Below are 25,538 nucleotides of genomic sequence, written 5' to 3'. Positions count from 1 at the left end.
TAATCCTGCTCCGTCAAGCGACGAGAGGAGCAGGTTTGGCCCGGCTTTCGCTCAGGCGGGCAATTTGCCGAATCTCGGAAAGCCCAAGCAAATAGGACACCACGGATTCCCCTCCGCGGTTCTCATTGGGACGATCGGGGTGCAGGCCATCCCGGCAGCTTCCGGTCTCCAGATCGACCAGCGAGGCCGACAGGTCGTTGCTGCCCAGAAACCACGCGAAGACCCGCGCGGCTTCGGCTTTCCACTCGACATCGTGATCGGCCCGCCACGCGGCGAGGCATGCCCCGATGGTCGCCGCGGCCTCCAGCGGCTGCTGGTCGAAGGCTTGCGACGGCTGGCGTCGATCGCCAAACCCCGCCGTGCCGATCGGGCGGAATTGGCCTTTCGCTGAGGTTTGCCGCTTCACAAGCCAGCGCAACGACTCCAGCCCGATATTGACGCAGCGCGATGTCTTGCTGGCAAGACCGGTTATGATCAGCGCCTGGGGCAAGCGCGCGTTATCATAGGCCAACCCGTCCTCGAACCAGACCCAATCGCCGGTTGCCACGGTGTCAAAGATCAAGATCAACCGATCGGCAAGCACGGCACGCAGGCGGGTCGCCTGGACATCGCCCGGGACAGCCGAGCAGTAAGCATCGAGGCCCAGCAATACGAACGCCCACGCACGGGGCGAACGAAAATCTTCCACTGTCGCCATTGCTTCGGAAAACAAGGCCGCGGCCCATGAGCGCCGCGACGTGCTGGCATCGGTCAATGCACACGCGCCCAAGGCCCAGAGCGTGCGTCCGTGACTGTCCTCCGACCCCTTGTCCTCCAACCAGCAGCGATTGAAGCCCATGAAATTGCGAAATCGTCGTGTATCCGGATTCCAGGCGTGCTGGACGAAGGCGGCAAATCGCGCCGTCAGCGCTTCCGGCAGCCGCTCTTCGCCCGGATTGTTGAGCGCACAGGCCACGAGCAGCGCCCGGGCGTTGTCGTCGACACAATAGCCGTGGGCACGATCCGGCACGCTATGAACGGCATGCTGAAACAGTCCCGTGTCGTCGCACATCGACAGGAAATGGCCGAGCTGCATTTCCGGCGGGGCGCGGCTGTCGCGCAGCAGCGTACCAGTATCCATACGCGCGATGGTCTTGAGCCGATGCCGGCGGCCGGCGTTCTCGAAGACCGACATATAGCGCTCGGCGGTTCTTTCCCATGTCATCGCGCGGCTGCTCGAATAGGCGCGCTTGCGCATCGCCTGCCGAAGCACGTCGTTGGTGAGCAACTTGGCGATTTCAATGCCGAGCGCTGCCGCGTCGCCAAACGGAACCAGGATGCCACGGCCCTCGGCCAATAGTTCACGGGCATGCCAATACGGGGTGGACACCACGGCTTTACCGAGGCCAAAACTGTAGGCCAGCGTGCCTGAGGTCATCTGGGCCTCACTGAGGTACGGCGTCACGTAGACGTCGGACATCGAGATGAAATCGAGCAGCGTTTTCTTGTCGACGAACTGATCGAGGAACACGACGTGACCCTCGACGCCAGCCTGGCGCGCGTGCGCCATCAGGGACTCACGATAAGCTTCGCCACGGTCGCGCACGAGGTTGGGATGCGTCGCACCGAGGACGACGTAAACGGCATCGGGTCGGGTCTTCAGAATCGAAGGCATCGCATCGATCATGACTTCGATACCCTTGTTCGGCGACAGCAATCCGAAGGTCAGGATGACCGACTTGTTGCTGAATCCGAGCGCAGCCTTGGCCGCGTCGGGTTCGACGAACGCAAATTCCGGGATGCCATGCGGGATGATCTCGATCTTCTCGTCAGCCACGTGATAGACGGAGCGCAACAATTCCCGACCTTTTTCAGCCATCACGACGATCTTGGACGAGCACTCGACGATGCGCGTGATGACGTCGCGCTGAGCCTCTGTCGGCTCGGACAAGACCGTATGCAGGGTTGTCACGATCGGTATGGTCAGGCGCGACAGAAGCGCCATGATCTGGCCTCCGGCTTCGCCGCCGAAAATTCCGAATTCGTGTTGCAGCGAAACGGCCTCGAAGCCGCCGATGTTCAGATAGGCAGCCGCTCGGACATAATCATCTTGCCTGTCGTCGTTGATCTCCACGCCCACGGTGGCAGGATAATCGTAGACCTGGCCGTGATCGGTCATCGCGACGATGACCGTCTCCAGATCACTCCGGGACGCCGCAACGGCGCTCTGCAAGTCAGTAGTGAAGGTCGCGATGCCGCAGCGGCGGGGAAGCGAATTGCCGATGAATGCGATACGATTTACGGCAGCCAATTTGGCGTCTCCGATTGTTTGAGCGTGGCGGTCTCGAAGGGAGACGGGACCAGGGTGCCGGGAAAGGCGTGCGGTGCGAGACTGGCGCTCGCGGCACTGCGCTCTGTTAGCGCAGCAGGGTTTATCTTCGGGCCGGGATAGGCCAGCAGCGCTTTCAACCCGTTCGCGCCGACCTCGATTTCCGCATGGTCGGCTTCCAGGAAGATCGCGTCCCCCGGCGCCAGCCTCGTCGAGCCGAGTTGGGCCTGGCCTTCTATCGCCAGCAGCCAGGTCTCTTTCGGTGCGTCGAGCATCCAAACGGAGCCAGGAGCAAGGTCCGTCTGCTCCAGCGCAAAATAGGAATTGACCGTGAGGACCGTTCGCGCGCCGCTCAGGCGTTCGGACGGCGATTGGATCTGGCGTGGGCCTGCCGTCGCCACCGCGACGGCATGGTCGATGTGCAGTTTGCGCTCTCGTCCATAGTCGAACAGCCGGAAGGTGGCGTCGCTGTGCTGCTGGATTTCCACGAGCACGATGCCGGCGCCGATCGCGTGGATCGTTCCAGCAGGAATGAAAATGACGTCGCCTGGATGAACCGGCTGCCAATCCACGATATCGGCGATGGAGCCATCAGTGATCGCGGTTCGCAACTCCGCGGCGGAGCGCAAATGGTTCAATCCCACCGCGACCCGGGCGCCGGGGATCGCGGAGACGATATACCAGGCTTCGGTCTTGCCATTGGCAAGCCCGATCGAGCGCGCGAACGCATCATCCGGGTGAACTTGAATCGACAGCGGTTCGGTGGTGAAGAGCATTTTGAGCAGCAACGTCGTCTTGGGCGCAGCAAGACCCGGGCGCTCGAACCACAATTCCCCGATCGGCCCGTCGCTCGTCGACGTCTCACTCCAGGGCCGCAGATCGAGACTGCCCCAGGGCTTCGGCTTGGTTCGCACGATGGCATGTTCGACCGTCAAGCGGGCCTCCCCAAGGCTGTGCGATCAGTCGTTGGCTGTTCGTGCCGGGCGCGGACCGGTCCAGGGCGGAAGCGCATCCCATTCGGCCCTTCGCATGCGGCGCTCTTCATCGCCGACCTTGACGAAGACAAACGGAGCGTCGTCCTGCCCGGTCTTCGATCCCGTGAATGTGGCCGGAAGTCCGTTCGAATTTCGGATCGTTGCTGTGTTTGCCACGTAAACCTCCTGACGATCTGCGTGCGAGATCGCTGCCGCAGATCAATTGAAAATGGATTCCGCTGCATGCAAGCCGACGCAGCGACCCGCACCGGCACCCGAGATACCAATCGGTCCAGGAGATTTGTATTTTGGGATATCGGACATGCGACCGCCTGCGTGGTTGAGGCGGGAGCGAAATGCTCTCAGTCACCGATAACTGCCAAGGGCGGGCGGTGATCTCGAGCATATAGGAACGCCGTCACCCAATAGCGAGACGAGCGCATCAATCCGATCGGCTTTATTAGCTGTATCTTTGTGTTGGCATTGCTCTATGGTCACGCGGCCTGACGTCTGAGTTGACGGGGTTCCTCGCTCGATTTCATTATTGGCCGGCTGATCCCCTTCTCAGAAAGGTTTTCGGCTATCGGAGTCGCATGGTTTCAACGGATCGTTTCCGGCAAGAGATTCGATCCCGGCTCGAGTTGGCGAGCGCGGAAGGCCGGCCGAACCTGACCATCGAGTGTGGCGAGCTTTACCGGTCCATGAGCCAGCCGCCCACGTTCAATCGATGGATGATCTTCTGCTGCAACGCGATGCGCGCGGAAATGGCCTTGACCGATCACTTGATTTTCGATGACAGGAACGAAAGCCTGCTGACCGTTCACTATGCATTGCCGCGTCAATGCCGAGCAAAATCAAACCAGACACGATCGAAGTAACGCGTTTGGTTGATTTCGATGACTAGCCAGTCGTTGCTGCTGTGGCGGCTCCGAGGGCAGATGCTCTACGCCGATCGCTTCACCTCGGTCGCGCCGGCCGGTGCAATGTCGAGACGAGCGAGCATCGCCCGCGCCTGCTCGGCGCAGTGCTCGATCAGCCAGCGCTCGAACGCTACGGGCGCGAGCGCGGGCGCGTAGAGGAAGCCTTGGACGACGTCGCAGCCGAGCTCGGCCAGCACTTTGCGCTGCGCCTCGGTCTCAACTCCTTCCCCGACGACAGTCATGCCGAGGCCCTGCCCGACGCGCACCACAGCGGTGGCGATCGCGAGCGCGCCAGCGTCACGCTCGATGTCGCGCATGAAGCTGCGGTCGATCTTGAGCTCGCGGATCGGCAGATGGGCGAGCCGGCTGAGGCTGGAATAGCCGGTGCCGAAATCGTCCACGGAAAGCCCGACGCCGAGCTCCCGGATCGCGTTCATCGTCTCGAGCGCGGCGACGCTGTCCTGCATGAACGCGCCCTCGGTGATCTCGAGCATCAGCGCATCCGCCGCCAGATCGTATTCGGCGAGGATGTCCTTGAGCCGCGCGGCCAGCGTGACGTTGCGGAAATTGATCGGCGACAGATTCACCGACACAGATGGAATGTTCAGCCCGGCGCGGCGCCAGTTCGCCATCTGCCGGCAGGCCTCGCGCACCGACCACAGGCCGATCTGCTCGATCAGGCCGCACTCTTCGGCGAGTGGGATGAATTTTGCCGGCGAGACGTCGCCAAGCTCGGCATCGTGCCAGCGCGCCAGCGCCTCGACGCCATGGATCGCGCCGTCGCAGCTGCGGATCTGCGGCTGATAGCGGAGGGTCAGCGCGCCCTCGGCGATGGCGCGGCGCAGCGCCGCAATCAAGGCCAGCCGCTGCTCGGTGAGCCCGTTCATCTCGGGGCTGAACAGGCGATGGGTCGAGCGGCCGGCCTGCTTGGCCATGTACATGGCCGCGTCCGCCTGCTGCATCAGCGTGTCGATGTCGGTGGCGTGATCGGGATAGAGGCTGACGCCGATGCTCGCCGACATCTGCAGCTGCCTCGAGCCGAGCCGCAGCGGCGCGGCCAGCGCTTCGGTGATTCCGGCCGCGACGCGCTCGGCACCCTCGGCGTTGCGCTGCGGCAGCAGGATCACGAACTCGTCGCCGCCGAGTCGCCCCAGCATGTCCTCGGGCCCGATCTGCTCGCGCAGGCGCTGCGCGAGCTGGATCAGGAGCTCGTCGCCGGCGGCATGACCGAGTGTGTCGTTGACGTCCTTGAAATGATCGACGTCGAGGAAGGCCAGCGCGACGTGGCTGCCGGTCGGGCAGGCATCGATGGCGGTGGTGATCAGGCGCCGCAATTGCGCGCGGTTCGGCAGGCCGGTGAGGATATCGTGATAGGCGAGCCGCGCGATCTCGGCGCGCGCTTCCTTGCGCTCGATCGCGAAAGCGCCGAGATTGACGCAGGCCTCGACGATGCGCCGATGCCAATTGCTCGGCGCGCGCGGCTCCCGGTAGTAGAAGGCGAAGGTGGCGATGACCCGTCCGTCCTTGGCCTTGACCGGCGTCGACCAGCATGCGCGCAGGCCAATCGCGAGCGGCATCGCCTTGTACGGCCGCCAGCGCGGATCGGTCTCCAGATCCGTCGCCAGCACCGGCTCGCCGTAGAAGGCCGCGGTTCCGCACGAGCCGACATTGGGGCCGATGGCAACGCCGTCCAGTGCGCGGGAATAGTCCTCGGGCAGGCTTGGGCCGCCGAGCGGATGGATCAGGCCCGCGGCATCGATATGAAGCAGCGAACAGACGACGTCGGGCGCGATCTGCTCGACACGGCGGCACAGCCGGTCGGCGATCTCGCCGATCGGAACCTCGTCAGCCAGCGCGCCCATGATGAGCTGCTGCAGCGAGCGCAGCTGCTTGGTCTCGGTGATATCCTCGAGCAGCGCGAAGATGTGCTTGACCTGGCCCTTCCTGTCGCGGAAGGCATCGATGCGAGCGCAGACCCAGATCTCCTCGCCGTCCTTGTCATAGGCGAGCATCTCGACCTCGCCGCGGTGGCCACCCTCCATCAGGCGCTTGACGAGCTTCGCAACGGCCTTGCGATCGGTGTGGCGGCCGGCGAGCAGGCCCCTGGCACGGCGGCCCTCGGCTTCCTCGCTGGTGTAGCCGAACAGCGTCGTGAAGGCGGCATTGACGTAGACGATGCTCTGGTCGGTGTCGGTGATGAGCACCGCGCGGTTGGTCTGGTCGGAGACGGCGTGGAGAAGCCCGATCCTGGCGCGGCGTTCGGCATCCGCGGTGACGTCGCGCGCGAACACGATGCGATAGGTGATGCCTTCACTTGCAATGGATGAAAGCGAGATGGCCGCCCGGATGCGGCTGCCGTCGTTTCGCACGAGGCTGATCTCGTCACGGAATTCTGCAACCGGATCGGCCTGAAGGCATTTGAGGGTGAGAATTTCGGCGTCGTGACCGAGCACATCAGCGCGTGCGAGTTTCCAGATCCGCTCCGCACCGGCATTGAAATGCGTGATGCGATGCGCGCTGTCGACGATGACGATGCCCTCGTCGGCGCGTTCGAGCGCGGCCAATAGCACTTCCGGAGTTTCTATCATGGCACAATCGGAGGCGGACATCGCTAGACCCGGAGGCATCGGGAAAATATGCAACCGACGCTAGCGCCACCATGGTGTCCAAGTCGTTTTTGCAGTCCCCTCGCACCGCGCCAAGACGCGACATGATTAACATTCCGCGAAAGAAACGAAGGTAATTGGGCGCGCACGGAACCTATTCGGCGCCGGTTTCCACCTGAAGCTTGCCGGCAACGGCGCGCACCTTGCGGGGCGCAGCTTGCCAGATCGAGAGCGCCGACAATCCGCTCACGATGATGGCGACGCCAAAGGCCAGCGTGTAGTCGCCGACCCGATCGTAAAGCAAGCCGGTGACCCAGGGACCGGCAGCGCCGCCGGCCAATGCCGCCAGCATGATCGTGCCGAAAATGCTGCCCTGGTGCTTGCCCTGAAAAATCTCGAACACCACCGCGCCCATGATCGAGGTCAGGCCGTAGCCGAGCGCGCCTTGCGTGAACACCATGAGATAGACTAGCCACAATGACGGCTGGAATTTCAGGGCCATCAGCGCCGCGAAAGAGATCGCAAAACCCGCGCAGCTGATCGCCCACACCCATTCCCGCCCGATCCGGTCGGAGACATGGCCGAGCAGGATCTGGCCGGGAATGCCGAGCAGGCTGACGATGCCGAGTGCCCACACCGCGACACCCGGGCTAAAGCCGATGTCGAGCAGGAATTTGGTTTGGTGCACCTGCACCGCGTACCAGATGTAGAGGCCGCAGAAATAGCCGAGCGCGATCCACCAGAACCGTGTCGTGGCGACCGCTTTCCGGAGTGTCCATTCGGTCCCGGCCCAGACGGGATCGACGATGTTGGAGACGGGTTTTGCGGCGCCTGCGGCCGGGGCCGCATCGCCGTCAGGCCGCAGGCCGATATCCTCGGGACGTCGATGCAGGAACAGATTGATCGGCGCCAGCACGATCAGGATCATCAGGCCCATCGCCGTACAGGCGGTGCGCCAGCCGGTCCCTTCGATCAAGTGCTGCACCCACGGCAGCAGCGTGACCGAGCCGATACCGACCCCGGCGAAGGCGATGCCGATGGCGAGGCCGCGCGTGCGGATAAACCAGTTCGGCAGGAACAACGACTGTCCGGAATAGCCGAGACACACCGAGCCGGCACCGACCATGACGCCGATGGTGACGTAGAGATGCCAGGGCTGGCTCGTGAGCGGCGCGAGCAGCAATCCGCCGCCCATCAGAACCACGCCGAGCTCCATCACCGCGCGCGGGCCGGCGCGGTCCATCAGCCGGCCGATCAGCGGGCTGACCATGCCCGAAACGACGAAGCCGAAGGAGAAGGCGCCCGCGGTGACGCCGCGCTCCCAGCCGAATTCGGAGATGATGGGAGGAAAGAACAGCGAGAAGGCGGTGCGCGCGTTGACGCCGATGGCCATGGTGACGAAGGTCACCGCGACCACGACCCAGCCGTAGAAGAACGGAAGCCGCATTGTGTGTTTCATCCCTGGACGGTCCTTCCGACCATCCGGGACCGCCCGGGTCAAGCGCTTTTCGCGCATGCCTCATTGAGCGATCCTTGGGCGGCCGCCCTCAGGCCGCGTCGCGTTGCGACGATTTGGCGGGCGCGTCGAACAGGATCCGTTCGATCGGCTGCGGGCGGCCGAACAGATAGCCTTGCGCGAAATTGACGCCGAGCGCCTTCAGCCGCTCGTACTCCTCGCGGGTCTCGACGCCCTCGGCGGTGACCGACATGTCCAGCCCGCGCGCCAACGTCACGATCGAGGAGATGATGGCGGAGCTGCGCGGCTGATGCGTGAGGTTCCGGATGAACGATTTGTCGATCTTGATCTTGTCGAACGGGAAAGCGGTCAGATAGCTGAGCGACGAATAGCCGGTGCCGAAATCGTCGAGTGCGAGCGCGATGCCGATGCTCTTCAGCCGCTCCATGAAGGCGTGGTTCTCGACGCCACGCTCCAGCAGCACGGATTCCGTGATCTCGATCTCCAGCCGCTGCGGCGGCAATCCGGAATCGGCGAGCGCCGCGCTGATCATCTCGAACAGCTCGGCCTCCTTGAACTGGATCGGCGACAGGTTGACGGCGACCGCAAGATCGGACGGCCAGCCGGCCGCGTCCGCGCAGGCGCGCCGCAGCACAAACTCGCCGAGCGGCACGATCAGCCCGGTCTCCTCCGCAAGCGGGATGAACTGGTCCGGCGCAATCAAGCCGCGCGTCGGATGCCGCCAGCGCACCAACGCCTCGAAGCCGCGCCGCGTGCCGCTGAGGGCGTCGACGAACGGCTGGTAGTGCACCTCGAGCTGGCACCGCGCGATGGCGTCGCGCAGATCGCCTTCCAGCGTGCTGCGCGCCTCGAGCTCGGCCGACATCGCCTTGTCGTAGATGGTGAAGCAGTTGCGGCCCGACGATTTCGAGCGGTAGAGCGCCAGGTCCGCCTTCTTCAGCAGCTGCTCCTGATCGCTGCCATGATCGGGCGCGATCGCAATGCCGATGCTGGTACCGATCTCGACGCGGTGTCCGGGAAGAAGGAACGGCTCGGCCACGAGCTTGGCGATCCGCCCCGCCAGTTCGGTCGAGCAGACGCGCTGATCCTCGCAAGCTTCCTGGATGATGGCGAATTCGTCGCCGCCGAGCCGGGCCAGCACGTCGCTGGTGCGCAAAGCGGATTTCAGCCGCTGTGCGACCTGACGCAGCAGCGCATCGCCGGCACCGTGACCGAGCGAGTCGTTGACGTTCTTGAAGCGGTCGAGGTCGAGCATCAGGATCGAGAAGGTCGGACCGGCGTCCTTCAAACGGCCCTTGAGCTCGTCGAGCCGGGCCAGGAAGAAAGCGCGGTTCGGCAATCCGGTCAGGATGTCGGTCTGGGCGAGTTCGAGCACCCGCCGGTTCGCCAGTGACAGCCGCTGCGAATTGCGGCTTGCGAGCATGAGATAGGTCGAAAGCGACAGCGTCAGCAGCATGCCGACGATCAGCACCGCACCCGCGCGATCGTAAGTCGTCTCCAGCGGACCGCCGGCAGCCGGAACCGCCCGCACCTGCCAATCGGTGTCGCCGATCTTGAGATTGCCCGACCAGTGCAGGGTCCGCGCGACGTCCCGCATCGTCTGCGGCGCCGTCGCGGCCGACGAGTAATCCGGCAGCATTTGCTCCAGGCCGACGATCTGACCCGCGAACGGCGGATAGACGTTGACGCTGACCGCGGGGCTTGCCCCGGTGGTCACGCGAATGGACTGGATCAGCAGCGGCAGGTCGAAGACGCCGACGACGAAGCCGGCGAGATTGCGGCGCCGGTCCACGACCGCGTCGCGCGACGTTCCCTTGGCGTAGACGGGAATGGCGACGAGGACGTCGGGCAACCGGCCGCCCTCCTTCGGCTCGTAGAGGCGGGTGCGAATGGCCCCTATCCGGTCGGTGTCGCGCGCGCGCTCGAGGACCGCGCGGCGCTCCGGAACGGTCGCGTAGTCCATTCCGTAGACTGGAGACGTCTTCGGCTGGGTCGAGTAGAACACCGGAAAATATTCGTCGCTCTGCGGCGCGGTCGCGAACGCATCGCCCTGGAGCGACTTGATGCGATAGCCGGACACGCCGTCCGTGATCGCCGCGGCCTCGTATTCGGCGCGCTCCTTGCGGTTCACCCGCGGCACCCAGGAGATGCGCAGCATGCCGGGATGGCGCTCGAACAGGCGGGCGCTGAAGGTCTCGAATTCGCTGCGGGTGATCTCCTGATTGGTCGATTCGAACAGCGTGCGCAGCGCGACGAGCCTGGAGATGTACTCGCTCATGCCGTTCTGCATGACGATCACTTCGGTCTCGGCCGCGTTCTCGAACTCGATCTTGTTGACGCGGCCTTCCCATCGCGCCACGGCGGCTGCAGCCACGACCGAAAACAGAAGACCGACGCCGACTGCGACGAGCGCAGGGCGATAGAGCCCGAGCAGCGGCGCGGCACGCCACCATCCGGTCATACGCCCCCGATCCTGATCGTTCTGATCCCGACCGCCCATTCCAAAAACCGCCGTCCCCTGTCCCGCTCAACCGAACCTCTGGTTGAGCCGCCGGAGCCACTATCGGAACAGGACCGCGGTTAAGAACTGCACAATTTCGGAACCCGGCTTTTCCGCATTACCCGGTTTAGTTAATGAAGTGCAGGATGATGCGGGCTCTGTCGAAGCAAGTTGCCGGTTTTCCCCGGAGTAGTACGGAGCCGTCGATACATCGCCGATTCATCCCGTGGCGATAGCTTTCACGAAGCTACTCACCGCACCCGGCAAGACTTTTCTGATGTATCGATCTCGATCTGCGACATGCATCGTCATGACCGTCGCCGTCCTGGCAGCAATCATGCTGCCGGCGAAAGCCGACGAGATCGGCGTCAGCGAGGATGCGATCCTGTTCGGCCAAGCCGCAGCGCTCGAGGGTCCCTCCTCCACACTCGGACAGCGCATGCGGCAGGGCATTGTCGCAGCCTTCACCGAGATCAACGCCAAAGGCGGCGTCCACGGCCGCAAGCTCCAGCTCATCAGCCGTGACGACGGCTACGACCCCGACCGCTCGCTGGCGCAGACGCTGCGGCTGATCGAGGACGAGAAGGTGTTCGCGCTGATCGGCGCGGTGGGCACGCCGACCGCGGTGGCGACGATACCGATCACCAGCGCCAGGAACGTGCCCTTCATCGGTCCCTTCAGCGGCGCTGAATTCTTGCGCGACTTCGAGCTTGCGAACGTGGTCAACATCCGTGCAAGCTATGGCGCCGAGGCCGAGGCGTGGGTCAAGCATCTCACCGAGGATCGCCATTTCACCCGCATCGCCATTTTCTACCAGGACGACTCGTTCGGGCGCGACGGTCTTTCCGGCGTGAAGCGCGCGCTTGCCAGGCGCGGCCTCGAGCTCGCCGCCGAAGGCACCTTCGAGCGCAACACCCGCGCCGTCGCGTCGGCCTGGCGCACGATCAAGCGCGTCGAACCCGAGGCGATCGTCATGGTCGGGACCTACGGTCCCTGCGCCGAGTTCATCAAGCTCGCGCACCGCAGCGGCGCCAATCCGACCTTCGTCAACATCTCCTTTGTCGGCGCCGTTGCGCTCGCCAAGGAGCTCGGCCCCGAGGGCGAAGGCGTCGTCGTCACGCAGGTCGTGCCGTTTCCCTGGGACCGCTCGCTTAAGCTGGTCGCCGACTACCAGGCGGCGCAGACGGCGTTCGACCCGGCGCTGACACCGAATTTCGTGGCGCTCGAAGGCTATATCGCCGGCCGTCTCGCGGCCGCGGCGCTGGAACAAGCCGGACCGCAACCGACGCGCGCGAGCCTGCTGCGCACCATCAACGATGTCGGCCGCTTCGACATCAGCGGCAGCACCATCACCGTCGGCATGCGCATGCTCGACGCGCCGCCGAAGGTGTTTTTGACGGTGATCCAGAAGGACGGGACGTTCAAAGCTGTGGACCGGCTATAGAGCGGATCACGGCCGCCGCGTCCAGCGGTCGGCGTTGACGGCGCCTTGCGGGATCTCGCCTTTGACGATCGCTTCGACCTGCCGCACGGTTTCCAGCGACTGATATTCGATCGCCTGCGGCGTCAGGCCGCCGACATGGGGCGTGGCGATGACGTTGGGAAGCTTCGCAAGCTCCGGGCTTGGCATCTGGTCGGGCGCGCGGCCCACATCCATCGCGGCACCCGCGATTCGATTTTCAAGCAACGCCTTCGCCAGCGCCGCTTCGTCGACCAGGTTGCCGCGGGAGAGATTGATGAAGACCGCATGCTTCTGCATCCGCGCCAGCGCCGCCTCGCCGATCAGATTTTCGGTCTGCTCGTTGGCGATGGCAAGGCAGACGACATAGTCGGACGCGGCGAGGAGCTCGTCGAGGCTGACCTGCCGGATGGCACCGTCGGTCACGGTCGCAAAGGGATCTGCGACCAGCACTTCCATGCGCATCACCTTGGCGATTTCCCCGAGATAGCGCCCGATGCTGCCATAGCCAATGATGCCGATCTTGCTGCCGGCGAGTTGACGGCCCATCCGCGCTTCCGGCTTGCGGCCGGCGTGATAATCGGCCGTCGCTCGCGATACGCCGCGGGAGAGATCGACCATGAAGCCAACCGCGAGCTCGGCAACGGCTTGCACGAAGCCAGGCCCGGCGCGGGTCACGAGCACGCCGGCGTTCGAGGCCGCCTCGACATCGACGTTGCGGATGTCGACGGCGCAGCGGACGAAGGCGCGCAGGCGCGGCAGTTGCGCAAAGATCTCGCCGCGTCCCTCGGTCATGCGATCGGCCACGATGATGTCGACATCTTGCGCAGCGCGCACGAGGCTGGCTGAGACCAGCGTCTCATCGCTCTCGTGCAGGATCACCTCGGCGGTCGCGCGCAAGCCGTTCAGGCTGCGATCGCCGTAGTAATTGCGGCGCATCTCCGGCGTGTGGGCCAGCAGGACTTTCACGGCGATACTCCCTCAATAGCCGAACGCGCGCGGCAATGCCGTGCTGAGCCATGGCACGAACGCGATCACGAGCAGGCAAAGGAACAACAGGCCGAGATAGCCCATGATCGGCTTCACCGTCTGCTCGATCGGCACATTGCCGATCAGGCAGGCGCCGTAAAGCCCGAGCCCGAGCGGCGGCGCGAACAGGCCGATGCCCATCGCGATCACAAGCACCACGCCGAAATGCAGGGGATCGATGCCGAGCTGCACGGCCACCGGCAGCAGCAGCGGCCCGAAGATGATCAGCGCGGCCGCCCCCTCCAGCACCGAGCCCATCACGATCAGCACGCCGATCGCGAGCAGGATGAACAGCCAGGTGCCGCTGGTCTTGGACAATCCCAGCATGAAATCGCCGACCGCATGCGGCACCTGCTGCAGGGTCAGCGTGAACGCCAGCGATTGCGCTGCGGCAACGATGAACAGCACGAGCCCCGCGCGCGTCGCTCCCTGGACGAAGCTGTGCGCAGCCGATGTGAAGCTGAGTTCGCGGAACACCACGCTGCCGACGACGAGTGCATAAGCCACGGCGAAGGCCGAGATTTCCGTGGCGGTGGCAAAGCCGCTCTTGAAGCCGAAGAAGATCATGAAGATCAGGCCGAACGAGGCGATCGCGCCGCTCCACAGGCCCGACACCGGCATCTGCGGCGCGATGACCTCGGCATCAGCTGGAGACTCAGTTGGAGTCTCAATTGGAGTCTTGCCGAAGATGATGGAGACGGCGATCAAGGCCAGCGCCATCAGCGCCGCGGGCAACAGCCCTGCGACGAACAGACCACCGATCGACAGGTTCGCGACGAAGCCCAGGATGATCAGGTTGATGCAGGGCGGAATAGTCTCCGCCATCACCGCGGAGGCTGCGAGCAGCGCCACGGCGCCGCCCGGATTCTGCTTGGAGCGGCGCGCGGCCGGAATCAGCACGGAGCCGACCGCGGCGACGTCGGCCATCTTCGAGCCGGAAATGCCGGAGAACAGCACCATCGAGGCCACCATCACGACGTTCAAACCGCCGCGCATGCGGCCGACCCCGCGCTGCAACAGCTCGATCAGCCGCACCGACATGCCGTTGGCTTCCATGAGGTAGCCGACGAGAATGAAGAACGGAATCGCGAGCAGCACGAAATTGTCGATGCCGCGCGCCATCTGCTGGGCGAAGATCACGCCGGGCAGCGCGCCCTCGACCCAGATGAAGATCAGCGCGGCCAGCGCCAGTGCAAAGCCGATCGGCAAGCCACCGACCAACGTCGCAAAGAAACCGATCAGCATCAGCGTGCCCGCCGACGGCACCGTGGCGGGCGACAGATAATCCCAGGCGAGATAAAGGCCGGTCACGACGGCAATCGCGACGAGGCCTCTGACGATGTCAGGGAGCGGCCTGGCGCAGAGCTGGTCGATCGCAAACACCGTCATGAACAGCGCGCCGGCGCCCATCGGGTAGAAGGTCAGCTCCAGCGGCAGGCCGGATCCGGTGGTCTGGCCCGCCGTCAGCGAGCCGAGCTTGATGGCGTTGTAGGCGACGTAGCCCGAAATCAGCACCACCAGCAGCGCGCTCGCGGCGTCGACCAGCGCGCGCAGCCGTACCGGAGCCAGATCGCGGAAGAAAGAGACGCCGACATTCTCGCCGCGCGCGAGCGCGCTCGCCGCGCCGAAGAAGGCCGATCCGACCATCAGTCCGCGCGCGACGTCGTCGGACCACTCCACCGGCGCGTTGAAGCAGAAGCGCAGCAGCACGGAACCGCAGACGACGACGAGATCCGTGGCCAGCAGGATGGCCGCGATCGCGTCGCTGAAGCGAAGCAGCAGGGCGATGCTCCCGTGGCGGCCGCCCGAGAGAGGTACGGCAGCTGTCATTGCCACGTCAGGCCTGCGTGGCGCGGATGATGTCGATCACGGCCTTGGATTCCGGCCGCGCCTTCATGAAGTTCTCGATCTGCGGCGCGACGCGCTTTTTGAACGCCTCGCGGTCGCATTCGGCCACCGTCACGCCCTTTTCGGTCAAGGCCGACAGCGCTTCCTTCTCGACGGCGAGCCCGTGGGTCCGCGTGTCGGCCGCAGCCTTCTTCGCGGCATCGAGAAATCCCTCGCGCAGCTTCGGATCCATGCGATTGTAGGTCGTGTCGCTGAAATAGATCGCGAGCGGCGAGAAATTGTGCTGCGTCAATGCATAGAATTTCGCCGTTTCGAAGAACTTGCTGGCCAGGATGGTCGGCGGGTCGTGCTCTAGCCCGTCCAGCACGCCGGCCTGCAATGCCGTGTAGATTTCGCCGAACGCCAGCGGCGTCGCGGCGGCTCCCATCAGGCGCAGGCATTCCGTGATGACGGGATTTGGCAGCGTGCGGATCTTGAGACCGGCGAGATCTTCCGGCGTCTTCACCGGCTTCCTCGCAAGTACGCTGCGTGAACCGAAATTATAGGCCCAGGCGATGATGCGGATGTTGCTGCCCTTGAGCAGCGCGTCCTCGATCGGCTTGGCCGCGCCAGCGTCGAACGCCTTGGTCTGCTGCGGAAAGCTCGAGAACAGAAAGCCGAGGTCGTAGGTGCCGACCAGCGGCACCAGATTCGCCGAGATCGAGGAGCCCGACACCATGAGGTCGATGACGCCGAGCTTCACTGAGTTGATGACGTCGATTTCCTGACCCAATTGGTTGTCGGGAAAGAACGCGACCTCGACCTGCTCACCGAGGCCGTTCGCCTTCAGGTTCTTCACCAGATTGTCGTAGTAGACCCGGCCGTTGGCGAATTTGGGATCGTTCGGCAGCGACGAGGAGCATTTCAGCTTCAGCGTCGCGGCTTCGGCGCGGCCGATGAGTGCGGGGGAAAGCACGAGGCCGGCGGCAAGTCCCGTCGACGACTTGATGAACGCGCGACGGTTCACGGGCACGATGGACATAATGCGGTTTCTCCCCAATTATTGTTTTTCGAGCAACGGTCGTTGCCGCAGCCCGTTGCGCGGACTGTATGGCCAAAGCGACGGCGCAGGCAAGGCTTGCGGCCGGCCGTTGCAAAGCGGCGTGTCGCGAGGATCAACGGCATCAGCGCGCGGCAAAACAGCCATGTTTTTGCGGGATTCTCGATCAGATCGGCATGGGGCCGATGCGCGAGAAGATGCTTTCGCGCAGCGTTGGGCATCGATCCAATTGGCGCATGGATCAATGCGCAATTCACATGGATGGCGCCAGAACGATGCCGCACCAGCTCTGGCAGACCTTCTGCCCCATTTTGCCGCAGCTCAACGTGATCCAGTGCACAGACAGACGCATGGCGGCCACCTAGAAAAGGTGACATCATCGCGCGCATTGCCGATGGAGGTGACACCATGCGCCGTCCAGTCTTTCGCAATTTGTTTCTTGCATCCGCTCTTCTCGCGCTCACGCAATTGACGATGCCGACGGGGGCCGCGGCCGAAGCGCGGCTCGCACTGGTGATCGGCCAATCGGCCTATCGCACCGTGCCGGAACTCCCCAACGCAGCCAACGACGCCAAGGGCATGACGGAGCTGCTCGGCAATGCCGGCTTCACCGTCACCACGGCATCCAATCTGGCGCAAAACGATATGCGTCAGGCGATCTCGGATTTCGCCGGCAAGGTCAGCGCCAGCGGCGCCGACACCGTCGCGCTGGTGTTCTATGCCGGCCACGGCCTCCAGATCGACGGCGAGAACTATCTCGTTCCCGTCGATCTCGACCCCAAGCGCGAAGCCGACATTCCGCTGCAGGGTGTGCGACTGAACGATTTGCTCAACACGCTCGGCGCACTGCCGACGCGGGCGCGCATCTTCATGCTCGATGCCTGCCGCAACAATCCCTTCCCTGCGCTCAGCGGCGCCGGACACGGGCTTGCGATCGTCGACACCAAGGCCGGCGCGCCGGGCTCCTTCATTTCCTATTCGACCTCGCCGGGCTCCGAAGCCGAGGATGGCTCCGGCATCGACAGCCCCTATACCACCGCGGCGCTGACCGTCGCCAAGCAGCCCAATCTGCCGATCGAGGAAGTGTTCAAGCGCATTCGCGTCGCCGTGGCGCAATCGACCGACGGACGCCAGATCCCCTGGGAAAGCTCGTCGCTGACGACTGACTTCAAGTTCTTCGGCGGCGACAGCAGCGGCAGTCAGACTGCGCTTCCTGGCGCATCCTCCATGGCACTTGCGAGCGGCACGCGCAGCCTCGAGGACTGGCGCAAGGATTTGCAGGGCAAGCCGGCCATGGTCGCCTATGAGATAGTGATCACCGACGACACCGTGCCGGCGTATCAGGCCTATATCGAGTTGTACGCTCAGGATACCCGTACGCCGCGGCTGCGCACAATTGTGGAGCGCCGGCGCCAGATGCTGGCGTGGGAGCGCGCCACCGCGATCAACACCCGCGCCTCGTTCGAGGCGTATCTGGCGAACTGGGACAACAGCGATCTGGCCGCGACCGCACGCCGGCTGCTGCTCCGCGTGCAGAACCGCAACTACGTCTTGCCTGCCGCGGTCGCGGCCGCTCCTGCCCCGGTCGCCGTCGCGATGGCCCCGACCTGCCCGTGCTCGACGCCCACACCACCGGCTTCGCCGATCAACCCGACGATCGCGCCTGTGATCAAGAAGCGCGTCGACGACACACCGCCGAAGCGCAAGGTGGTCGACACGCCGCCCAGGCCGCGCCGGCCGCCGCCTGATGAGGTGATCTACGAGCGCGCGCCGCCACCGGATCGCGGCCCGCCGCCAGAAGCCTTAGGTGTCGGAATAGGCATCGGAATTGGCATGGGCATGGGCGGTCGAGGCGGCAACTACGGCGGCCCGGGACACGGCGATGGCTACCGCAGCCGTTACTGAGACCGCTCGCGCGGCAGCCGGACGCGGACACGGGTGCCGCCACCGGGACGATCCTCAATGGCGACCGTGCCGCCGTTGCTTTCGACAACTTGCCTCACGATTGTGAGTCCCAATCCTGCGCCGCCGCTCTCGCGGCTGCGCGAGGTCTCCAGCCGGTAGAATGGATCGAATACGCGGGTGCGTTCGTCAACCGGGATTCCCGGCCCGCGGTCCTCGACCAGGAGTTCGATCACATCGGTCTCGGCGTACAACGAGATGTCCGCGGCGCCACCATAGAGGATCGCGTTGTTGACGAGATTGGCAACGACCCGAGCCATGCCCGCAGCCGAGCCGCGGATGAGGAGAGCCGGATCTTCGCAGGTGAGCGTCAGCGCTGCGCAGGCACCCTTGCGCGCTTCGTACTCGGTCCGCGCGACGCGGGCAAGATCGACGGTTTCCGCCGACGGGCCTGCGAACGAGGCGCGGACAAAGGCGAGCGCATCATCCATCAGCGATTGCATGTCGTCGAGATCGACGGTTGCCTTGTCCCGCTGCACGCTTTCGGGCAGCAGCTCGAGACGTAGCCGCAGCCGCGTGACATAAGTGCGCAGATCATGGCTGATCGCGCCGAGCACGAGGGTGCGGCTGCGCAGCAGTTCGGCGATGTTCGCCTGCATGGCGTTGACGGCGCGGATCAGCGCCCGGACGTCGGGAGCACCCCGCTCGCTGACCGGCATGGTCTCCATTGCAGCGCCGAAGCGCTCGATGGCGACGGTCAACTCGGACAGCGGCCTGGTCTCGTGGCGGACCGCGAGCAAGGCCGCCAAAGCGACGACGAAGCCGAGAATTCCGGCCAGCAGGCCGACAGGAATGCCGAGCAGGCGAAGGCTGAGCTCACCTGCGGTCTCGATCACCAGATAGCCGCCGCCAGCAAGTTCAATGACAGCTTGCAGGCGCGAGGTGACGAGATCACGCAAGCGGGCCACCTGTTGGCCGTCCCTGACGTTGACGAAGGACAGTGCGACCAGCCGCTCCGCTGGCACACCGCTCTGCGCGCGCAGCCGTTGCTCCGCGCTGCTCAGGAAACGGCCATGCAACGGGTTGGGCGGCACGTCCTGACGCACGACCGGCTTGAATCGCGCCGTCGTGGCCGCGCGCAGCACCAGGTCGCGATCGTCGCGCGGTACCCTGTCGATAGCCTCCGCCAAGGCGGCGACCTGCGCGAACAAAGCGGCAAATCCGGACGGCTCGCCGCGGCCGCGCTGCTCCACGAAATAGATGGCGACCGACAGCAACTGCACGAGAATGATGGCGCCGACGACGATAAGGCCGAGGCGGGCGGCGATGTGAAGCCTGCTCATCCCGCACAGGCTCCGTGCTCAGAGCGGGCGAACGTCAGCACTGAAGAGATAGCCGCCATTGCGCACGGTCCTGATCGAGAACGCAGCCTTGGGATCCGCGGCGACGAGCTTGCGGCGCAGCCGGCTGACCGACACGTCAATGACGCGGTCGAACGGATCCGCGGTCCGGCCGCGCGTCCAGTCGAGCAACTGGTCGCGGGACAGCACCCGCTTGGGCCGTTCGAGGAAACATGCCAGCAGATCAAACTCCGCTGCCGTCAACTCGACGATATGGTCCTGGTCGTTGGTCAGGCTGCGCCCGTCGAGATCGGCCACCAGCCTGCCGAAAGCAATTCGCCGCGGCGGCGGCATCTGCAGCGGGCCGTCCACACGCCGCAAGACGGCCTTGATGCGCGCCAGCAATTCCCGAGGATTGAAAGGCTTCGGCAGATAATCGTCGGCGCCGAGCTCCAGGCCGATGATGCGGTCGACATCGTCGGCCTTGGCCGTCAGCATCAGGATCGGCGTGCGGCTCTTGCTGCGCAGGCGCTGGCAGATCGACAGTCCGTCCTCGCCCGGCAGCATGATGTCAAGCACGACGAGATCCGGGCATGCCTGCATCAGCGCCCGGTCCATCGCCGCGCCGTTCTCGACGCAAACCGGCGCATAGCCCTCCCGCGTCAGCAGGTCCGCCAAGAGCGCGCGGATCTCGCGGTCGTCCTCCACGATCATGATCGTCCGAGTGTCCATCGCGGCCTCTATCGAGCAGCCCGCTGGCAGGAATGTGGCGACCCCGTCGCTCGTTACAAAACGTTACACTTCCGGCCTCGCCGGCAACATCACGGCAAAAGATCGAGGCGAGATTGGCCCCATGCGGCGACCGGTCTCGTTCCGGCGCGTCCTCACAAACAGGAGTATCCGATGAAACCCATTCTCGCTTCGCTATCACTCGCAACGGTGCTGGCCCTCACGGGAGCCTCCGGTGCAAACGCCTGGGTTCGCAGCGGCAGCGTCACGACTTGGCGAGGTACCTACTACGGCAGCGCCAGCGGCGGATGCGCCGGCGGAACCTGCTCGCGTTCGGCTTCGGTGACGGGACCTTATGGCGGCACGATCGCACGCAGCGGCAGCATCACGCGCGTCGCTCCGCATGCATTCGACTACACGCGCACCGCGACGGGTCCGAACGGCCATAGCGTGACGCGCAGCGGCACGGTCGGGACTCATCCTTATTACGAATACCGGTACTGACCGTCGCGCCGGACGACCGCGAAATTCCGGCCGGGGTCAGAACACTGGCCGCGGACTGCCTTCCTCCAACTTGCAAGCATGGATATCTCGAATGCGACGATTGACGATCTTGGCGTCGGCCGCGGCAGCCGCACTGGCCGCAGGTTCGACCGCGCTAGCCTTCACCCCCAGCCCTCACCCCGGTATGTCCGACGGCCTCACCGAAGTCAGCGGCGGCTGCGGACCCGGCTGGCACCTGACGGCCAACGGCCTGTGCCGGCGGACCATCGTGCCCTACGCCCATCCACCCTATGCCTATGCGGCGCCTCCCTATCCTGGGGCCTGTTGGTGGACCAGCACGCCATTCGGCGTGCGGAGGGTCTGCGCATGGTGAGACCTGTACAGCTACGGGAGCTGCGACGCGCGATCGCGGTCATCATCGCCGCGTTGGTCGCGATATCGTCCGCGGGCGCCGCGTCCGCCCAGCAACCGCGACAGGAGATACGCCAAGCGTGCACCGCGGACATGCGCGCGCTGTGCTCCGGCATCATGCCGGGAGGCGGCCGCGTCAAGCAGTGCATGATCGAGCATTTCAACAGCTGTCGGATGGCTGCAAGAGCGCGCTGAAGCAGGCGCAGGCGTCGAAGCCATAGGGCGTGCCTCGCGGGAGTGCGCGTGGGGCTCGCAGACGCGATAAGTGCCGCGAGCCCTGCGGTGTCGCACGATATACAGGCGAGGCCGGCAACCCCATGTTTGCCGACGACCGGCAGCTGTGGTCTGGTCGGCCAACGGAACGCTTCGGGGATTCGCTGCTGATGGCGCAGGACGCTCACACCGCAACATCATGGCCGCTGTTTCGCTCACTCGCGTCCTATTCGCTGCCGGGCGATTTGATGGCCGGCCTGACGCTCGCGGCAATCGCGATCCCAGAGCAGATGGCCACGGCGCGGCTCGGCGGCTTCGCGCCGCAGATCGGCTTCTTCGCCTTCATGGCGGGATCGCTCGGCTTTGCGATGCTCGGCGGAAACCGCTTCCTGTCCTGCGGCGCCGATTCCACGATCACGCCGATCTTCGCCGGCGGGCTGGCGGCGCTGGCCGCCGCCGGCTCGCCTGAGTATCAGGGCCTCGCGATCGCGCTGGCACTGATGGTCGGCGCAATGATGCTGGCCGGCGGCGCCTTCCGCCTCGGCGGCATCGCCAATCTCTTGTCCGTGCCCGTCATGGTCGGTTTCCTCGCCGGCATCTCCGTCCACATCATCGTGTCGCAATTACCGGGCGTGCTGGGCCTGGACTCGCCGAACGGGCCGACGCTCGATCGCATCGGTGTGCTCGCAAGCGAGCTCGGCCGCACCAATCCCTTCACGCTGTGCATCGGCTTCGGTGTGCTGGCCGTGGTCTTCGTCGCCGAGAAGGTCAGCGCAAAAATTCCGGGCGCGCTGATCGGGCTCGTCGCCGCGACCCTGGCCACGATCGCGCTCGGCCTCGAGAGCAAGGGCGTCAATGTCGTAGGCCTCGTGCCGGGGACGCTGCCGCGGCCGACCTTCCCCGAGCTTGCACCGGAGCAATGGGTCCGCCTCGTGCCGCTCGCCTTTGTCATCACGGTCGTGGTGATGGTGCAGACCGCGGCGACGACGCGCTCATTCCCGTCCGATCCCGACAAGCCGGCCGATGTCGATCGCGATTTTCTCGGCGCGGGCGTAGGCTGCGTACTGTCGGGCCTGTTCGGTGCGTTTCCGGTCAATGCCAGCCCGCCGCGGACGGGCATTGTCGCCGAGACCGGCGGACAATCGCAGCTCGCGGGTCTCGCCGCCGCTGCGATCGTGCTGGCGCTGCTCGCGTTTGGAACGGGATTGCTGCAGCACGTTCCGGACGCAGCCCTCGGCGGCATCCTGCTGTTCGTCGCGCTGCGCATCATCCGCGTGAAGCAGATCGTCACGATCTATCGCCAATCCCCCAGCGAATTCCTGCTGATCGCCGCCACCGCCGCGCTGATCATCGTGCTGCCGATCCAGCAAGGCGCGTTCCTCGGCATCGTGCTGTCGCTGCTGCACGGCATCTGGAGCACGACGCGCGCGCGGCTGGTCGAGTTCGAGCGCGTGCCGGGCACCACGATCTGGTGGCCGGCACATCCGCACATCGCCGGCGAGCGCATCGCCGGCGTCGCCGTGCTCGGGCTGCAGGCGCCGCTGTCCTTCCTCAACGCGCCCGGCTTTCGCAGCGACGTGATCAAGGTGCTCGGCACGACGCCGCCACAGCTGCTGGTGCTGGAGGCGAGCGGCATGGTCGAGATCGACTTCACCGCCGCGCAGATCCTGCTGGACGTGTTCAGGGCGTGCAGCGAACAGGGCGTCACCGTCGCGCTGGCCCGGCTGGAATCGGTGCGCGCGCAGGACGCGTTCGAGCGGTTTAGATTGTTCGACGCCCTGCCGAGAGAGCGTGTCTTCCACAGCGTCGACGAGGCCGTGCGGAAGTTGGCGCGATAACTGGGCTCACTGCGCCAATGGCGGGTGATCGCGCTGGATCGTTTCGCGGATCCAGCTGGCATGGATCGCGCGAAACAGGATTTGCGCCGTCTTGAGGTCGTTCGCCTTCATGCAGAGATCGACGATGCGACGGACTGCGTCGTCGCGCATAAGTCCATCCGAGATCTTCATCGCGATTTCCATCGCGACTTTCGCCGCGCGCTCGTAGCGCTCGCTGTCGCGCTTGTCGCTGCGCGCGCTACCTGCCGCGCTCGCCGCAGCGGCGTCACAGATCGCACGGATGCGCTCGGCGGCCTCGATGTCGCCGAGCGGCCGTTCGATCGCTTCGTCCCAGATGTCCTGACGCGTCTTGCGCGCGAACCACTGCATTGCCTGCTCCGTGGTGAGGGAGCGAGCATAAACGGCGGCCACGCCGCGCGCTACGCCTCCGGTACGATCTTCCCGGGATTGAAGATGTTCTGCGGATCGAGCGCCTTTTTCAGCGCCCGCATCGCGTCGATCGCCTCGGGCCCGAGCTCCGCCTTGAGGTATTTCTGCTTGCCCTGACCGATGCCGTGCTCGCCAGTGCAGGTGCCGTCCATCGCCTGCGCGCGCTCGACCAGCCGATGCATGAACTCCTCGCCGCGCGCCATCTCGTCGGCATCGTTGGTGTCGCAGACCAGCGAGCAGTGGAAATTGCCGTCGCCGACATGGCCGACGATCGGCGACAACAGGTTGAGGCGCTTGAGATCTTCCTCGGTCTCGCCGACGCATTCGGCAAGCCGCGAGATCGGCACGCAAACGTCGGTCGCGACCACCCCGATGCTGTCGCCGGGCCGCAGCGCTTTCACCGACCAATAGGCGTCGTGCCGCGCCTGCCACAGTTTTGTGCGGTCCTCCGGCTTGGTGGTCCAGGAGAAATCGCCGCCGCCGCAATCCCTGGCGATCTCGCCGAAGGCCTTGGACTGTTCGGCGACCTCTATCTCGCTGCCGTGGAATTCCATCAGCAGCAGCGGCGTTTCGGGCAGGGTCAACTTCGAATAGGCGTTGCAGGCCCGCACCTGCGCGGCGTTGAGCAGCTCGATGCGCGCCACGGGAATACCGGTCTGGATCGCCAGGATCACGGCCTGACACGCCCCGTGCACGGTCTCGAACGACACCGCTCCGGCCGCGATCGTATCGGGGATGCCGCGCAGGCGGATGGTCAGCTCCGAGATGATGCCGAGCGTGCCCTCGGCGCCGACGAACAGATGCGTCAGGTCGTAGCCGGCGGATGATTTCTTCGCACGCGTGCCGGTCGTGATGATCTCGCCGTCGCCGCGGACCACTTTCAGCGCCAGCACACTGTCGCGCATGGTGCCGTAGCGCACCGCATTGGTGCCGGAAGCGCGGGTCGAGGCCATGCCACCGAGGGAAGCGTCCGCGCCGGGGTCGATCGGGAAGAACAGGCCCTGGTCGCGCAGATGCTCGTTGAGCGCCTTGCGGGTGACCCCGGGCTGGATCACGCAATCGAGGTCCTCGGCATGCACCGCGAGCACCTTGTTCATGTCGCGCAGGTCGATGCAGATTCCGCCGGCGGGTGCGTTGACCTGGCCCTCGAGCGAGGTGCCGGTGCCGAAGGCGATGACGGGCACGCCGTTTTTCGCGCAGATCCGCACCACGTCCTGGATGTCGGCAGTCTCCTGCGCCATCACCACGCCGTCCGGCGGCTGGTTCACGATCCATGTGGTGGTATGGCCGTGCTGCTCGCGGACGGCTTGCGAGGTGATGAGGCGGTTGCCGAACCGCGCGGCAAGTTGCTCCAGCGCGCTCGCGAGGGCTTTCGGCGCCGGCCGCGGCGGATTATTGGTGATGGTCGTACCCACGGACGTTCCTCCCGACGAGACGAACCGTGGCAAAGGACATCTCACCGGTCAAGTCAAGCGACCGGACGCATAGCTGGGGAAGGACACATGCCGGAGACTGCTGCCACAACGATCGAGGGCGTGCCGTTCCGCTCGTCAATCATGCAGATCGAGCCGCAATGGATCGACTACAACGGCCACCTCAACATGGCCTATTACAACGTGATGTTCGACCGCGCGATCGACCAGATGTGGCTGACGCTCGGGATCGGACCGGGCTACATGAAGGAGCGCGGCGGCTCGACCTTCACCGCCGAATGCCACGTGCGGTATTTGCGCGAAATCCACCTCGACGATCTCGTGCAGGTCTCGGTCTGGCTGCTGGAAGCCGACGACAAGCGGCTGCACACCTTCCAGGAGCTGCGGCACGCGACCGAAGGATGGCTGTCCGCCACATCGGAAAACATGTCGCTTCACATCGACATGGGCTCACGAAAGGTGGCGGCTTTTCCCCCAGACATCCGTGAGCGCATCGCAGCGGTGGTCAAGGCCCACAGCGCCGTCCCGCGGCCCGAGGGCATCGGCCGGAACGTGGCGATGCCCTCGAAGCGGTAAGCG

Annotated in this window: 22 protein-coding genes; 9 read left to right on the top strand and 13 right to left on the bottom strand. The window is 65.1% G+C overall.

The window, feature by feature from the left end:
* Window positions 1-13: 13 nt before the first annotated feature.
* The 3 genes from RX329_RS11550 to RX329_RS11540 are packed head-to-tail and all read right to left on the bottom strand — an operon-like array spanning window position 14 to window position 3,459.
* On the bottom strand, window positions 14-2,290 hold the full coding sequence (locus tag RX329_RS11550) for a glycosyltransferase family 4 protein (protein WP_085360643.1): 2,277 nt from the start codon (window positions 2,288-2,290) through the stop codon (window positions 14-16).
* A complete protein-coding gene (locus tag RX329_RS11545; RefSeq protein WP_085360641.1) occupies window positions 2,278-3,243 on the bottom strand; it encodes a class I mannose-6-phosphate isomerase in 966 nt (321 codons plus the stop codon). The genes RX329_RS11550 and RX329_RS11545 overlap by 13 nt, the downstream gene beginning before the upstream one ends.
* Before the next feature lie 24 nt (window positions 3,244-3,267).
* On the bottom strand, window positions 3,268-3,459 hold the full coding sequence (locus RX329_RS11540; RefSeq protein ID WP_018454304.1) for a hypothetical protein: 192 nt from the start codon (window positions 3,457-3,459) through the stop codon (window positions 3,268-3,270).
* 416 nt (window positions 3,460-3,875) lie between these two features.
* On the opposite strand from RX329_RS11540, the gene RX329_RS11535 reads away from it, so the two are divergent.
* A complete protein-coding gene (locus RX329_RS11535; protein WP_143273892.1) occupies window positions 3,876-4,160 on the top strand; it encodes a hypothetical protein in 285 nt (94 codons plus the stop codon).
* Window positions 4,161-4,225: 65 nt separating this feature from the next.
* Here RX329_RS11535 and RX329_RS11530 read toward each other — a convergent pair whose 3' ends face one another.
* From RX329_RS11530 to RX329_RS11520, 3 genes are all read right to left on the bottom strand, one after another.
* Entirely contained in the window at window positions 4,226-6,811 is a 2,586-nt protein-coding gene (locus RX329_RS11530) for an EAL domain-containing protein (protein ID WP_317245878.1), read from the bottom strand.
* A 151-nt stretch (window positions 6,812-6,962) separates the two neighbouring features.
* Window positions 6,963-8,255, bottom strand: coding sequence for an MFS transporter (locus RX329_RS11525; protein WP_085395027.1), 1,293 nt, complete (start codon window positions 8,253-8,255; stop codon window positions 6,963-6,965).
* Window positions 8,256-8,355: 100 nt separating this feature from the next.
* Window positions 8,356-10,746 carry an EAL domain-containing protein gene (locus RX329_RS11520; protein ID WP_085385105.1) on the bottom strand — a complete coding sequence of 797 codons (2,391 nt, stop codon included), beginning with the start codon at window positions 10,744-10,746 and terminating at the stop codon, window positions 8,356-8,358.
* A gap of 316 nt (window positions 10,747-11,062) precedes the next feature.
* On the opposite strand from RX329_RS11520, the gene RX329_RS11515 reads away from it, so the two are divergent.
* Entirely contained in the window at window positions 11,063-12,229 is a 1,167-nt protein-coding gene (locus RX329_RS11515; protein WP_026232708.1) for an ABC transporter substrate-binding protein, read from the top strand.
* A gap of 6 nt (window positions 12,230-12,235) precedes the next feature.
* On the opposite strand, the gene RX329_RS11510 is transcribed toward RX329_RS11515, so the two are convergent.
* Genes RX329_RS11510 through RX329_RS11500 form a run of 3 tightly spaced genes read right to left on the bottom strand, consistent with a single transcriptional unit; the run spans window position 12,236 to window position 16,142 of the window.
* Window positions 12,236-13,213, bottom strand: coding sequence for a hydroxyacid dehydrogenase (locus RX329_RS11510; protein WP_018454299.1), 978 nt, complete (start codon window positions 13,211-13,213; stop codon window positions 12,236-12,238).
* Window positions 13,214-13,225: 12 nt separating this feature from the next.
* Window positions 13,226-15,103 (bottom strand): TRAP transporter large permease subunit, encoded by a 1,878-nt coding sequence (locus tag RX329_RS11505; protein ID WP_018454298.1) that lies wholly within the window; start codon window positions 15,101-15,103, stop codon window positions 13,226-13,228.
* Between the two features lie 7 nt (window positions 15,104-15,110).
* Window positions 15,111-16,142 carry a TRAP transporter substrate-binding protein gene (locus RX329_RS11500; protein ID WP_085350285.1) on the bottom strand — a complete coding sequence of 344 codons (1,032 nt, stop codon included), beginning with the start codon at window positions 16,140-16,142 and terminating at the stop codon, window positions 15,111-15,113.
* 68 nt (window positions 16,143-16,210) lie between these two features.
* On the opposite strand from RX329_RS11500, the gene RX329_RS11495 reads away from it, so the two are divergent.
* On the top strand, window positions 16,211-16,525 hold the full coding sequence (locus RX329_RS11495; RefSeq protein WP_026232707.1) for a hypothetical protein: 315 nt from the start codon (window positions 16,211-16,213) through the stop codon (window positions 16,523-16,525).
* A 43-nt stretch (window positions 16,526-16,568) separates the two neighbouring features.
* Window positions 16,569-18,065: a caspase domain-containing protein gene (locus RX329_RS11490; protein ID WP_018454295.1), complete on the top strand. Its 1,497-nt coding sequence runs from the start codon at window positions 16,569-16,571 to the stop codon at window positions 18,063-18,065.
* Here the strand turns inward: RX329_RS11490 and RX329_RS11485 are convergent.
* Together RX329_RS11485 and RX329_RS11480 are read right to left on the bottom strand one after the other, a co-directional pair.
* Window positions 18,059-19,405: a sensor histidine kinase gene (locus tag RX329_RS11485; protein ID WP_085350287.1), complete on the bottom strand. Its 1,347-nt coding sequence runs from the start codon at window positions 19,403-19,405 to the stop codon at window positions 18,059-18,061. The genes RX329_RS11490 and RX329_RS11485 overlap by 7 nt on opposite strands.
* Window positions 19,406-19,423: 18 nt before the next feature.
* The gene (locus RX329_RS11480; protein WP_085385103.1) at window positions 19,424-20,134 is read right to left on the bottom strand and encodes a response regulator; all 711 of its coding nucleotides are present in this window, start codon (window positions 20,132-20,134) and stop codon (window positions 19,424-19,426) included.
* Between the two features lie 171 nt (window positions 20,135-20,305).
* Here RX329_RS11480 and RX329_RS11475 point away from each other — a divergent pair, with 171 nt between their 5' ends.
* From RX329_RS11475 to RX329_RS11460, 4 genes are all read left to right on the top strand, one after another.
* Complete coding sequence (locus RX329_RS11475; protein WP_085385102.1) at window positions 20,306-20,635, top strand: hypothetical protein; 330 nt, start codon at window positions 20,306-20,308, stop codon at window positions 20,633-20,635.
* Between the two features lie 91 nt (window positions 20,636-20,726).
* The gene (locus RX329_RS11470) at window positions 20,727-21,008 is read left to right on the top strand and encodes a GCG_CRPN prefix-to-repeats domain-containing protein (RefSeq protein ID WP_143273231.1); all 282 of its coding nucleotides are present in this window, start codon (window positions 20,727-20,729) and stop codon (window positions 21,006-21,008) included.
* Entirely contained in the window at window positions 21,002-21,241 is a 240-nt protein-coding gene (locus RX329_RS11465) for a hypothetical protein (RefSeq protein ID WP_317245877.1), read from the top strand. Before RX329_RS11470 ends, RX329_RS11465 begins: the two co-directional genes overlap by 7 nt.
* Window positions 21,242-21,429: 188 nt before the next feature.
* Entirely contained in the window at window positions 21,430-23,097 is a 1,668-nt protein-coding gene (locus tag RX329_RS11460) for a SulP family inorganic anion transporter (protein ID WP_085385213.1), read from the top strand.
* Between the two features lie 6 nt (window positions 23,098-23,103).
* Here RX329_RS11460 and RX329_RS11455 read toward each other — a convergent pair whose 3' ends face one another.
* Both RX329_RS11455 and RX329_RS11450 read right to left on the bottom strand, forming a co-directional pair.
* Window positions 23,104-23,466: a hypothetical protein gene (locus RX329_RS11455; RefSeq protein WP_085350312.1), complete on the bottom strand. Its 363-nt coding sequence runs from the start codon at window positions 23,464-23,466 to the stop codon at window positions 23,104-23,106.
* Between the two features lie 50 nt (window positions 23,467-23,516).
* Window positions 23,517-24,941 (bottom strand): FAD-binding oxidoreductase, encoded by a 1,425-nt coding sequence (locus tag RX329_RS11450; protein WP_085350292.1) that lies wholly within the window; start codon window positions 24,939-24,941, stop codon window positions 23,517-23,519.
* Window positions 24,942-25,028: 87 nt separating this feature from the next.
* Here RX329_RS11450 and RX329_RS11445 point away from each other — a divergent pair, with 87 nt between their 5' ends.
* Window positions 25,029-25,535, top strand: a complete 507-nt coding sequence (locus RX329_RS11445) for a thioesterase family protein (protein WP_085385101.1) — start codon at window positions 25,029-25,031, stop codon at window positions 25,533-25,535.
* The last annotated feature ends 3 nt before the right edge of the window (window positions 25,536-25,538 follow it).

This window comes from Bradyrhizobium sp. BWC-3-1 (assembly GCF_032917965.1).
In the GTDB taxonomy this organism is placed as follows: domain Bacteria; phylum Pseudomonadota; class Alphaproteobacteria; order Rhizobiales; family Xanthobacteraceae; genus Bradyrhizobium; species Bradyrhizobium canariense_D.
The sequence above is the reverse complement of the archived record's forward strand: the minus strand, read 5'-3'. Positions and strand labels throughout refer to the sequence as shown.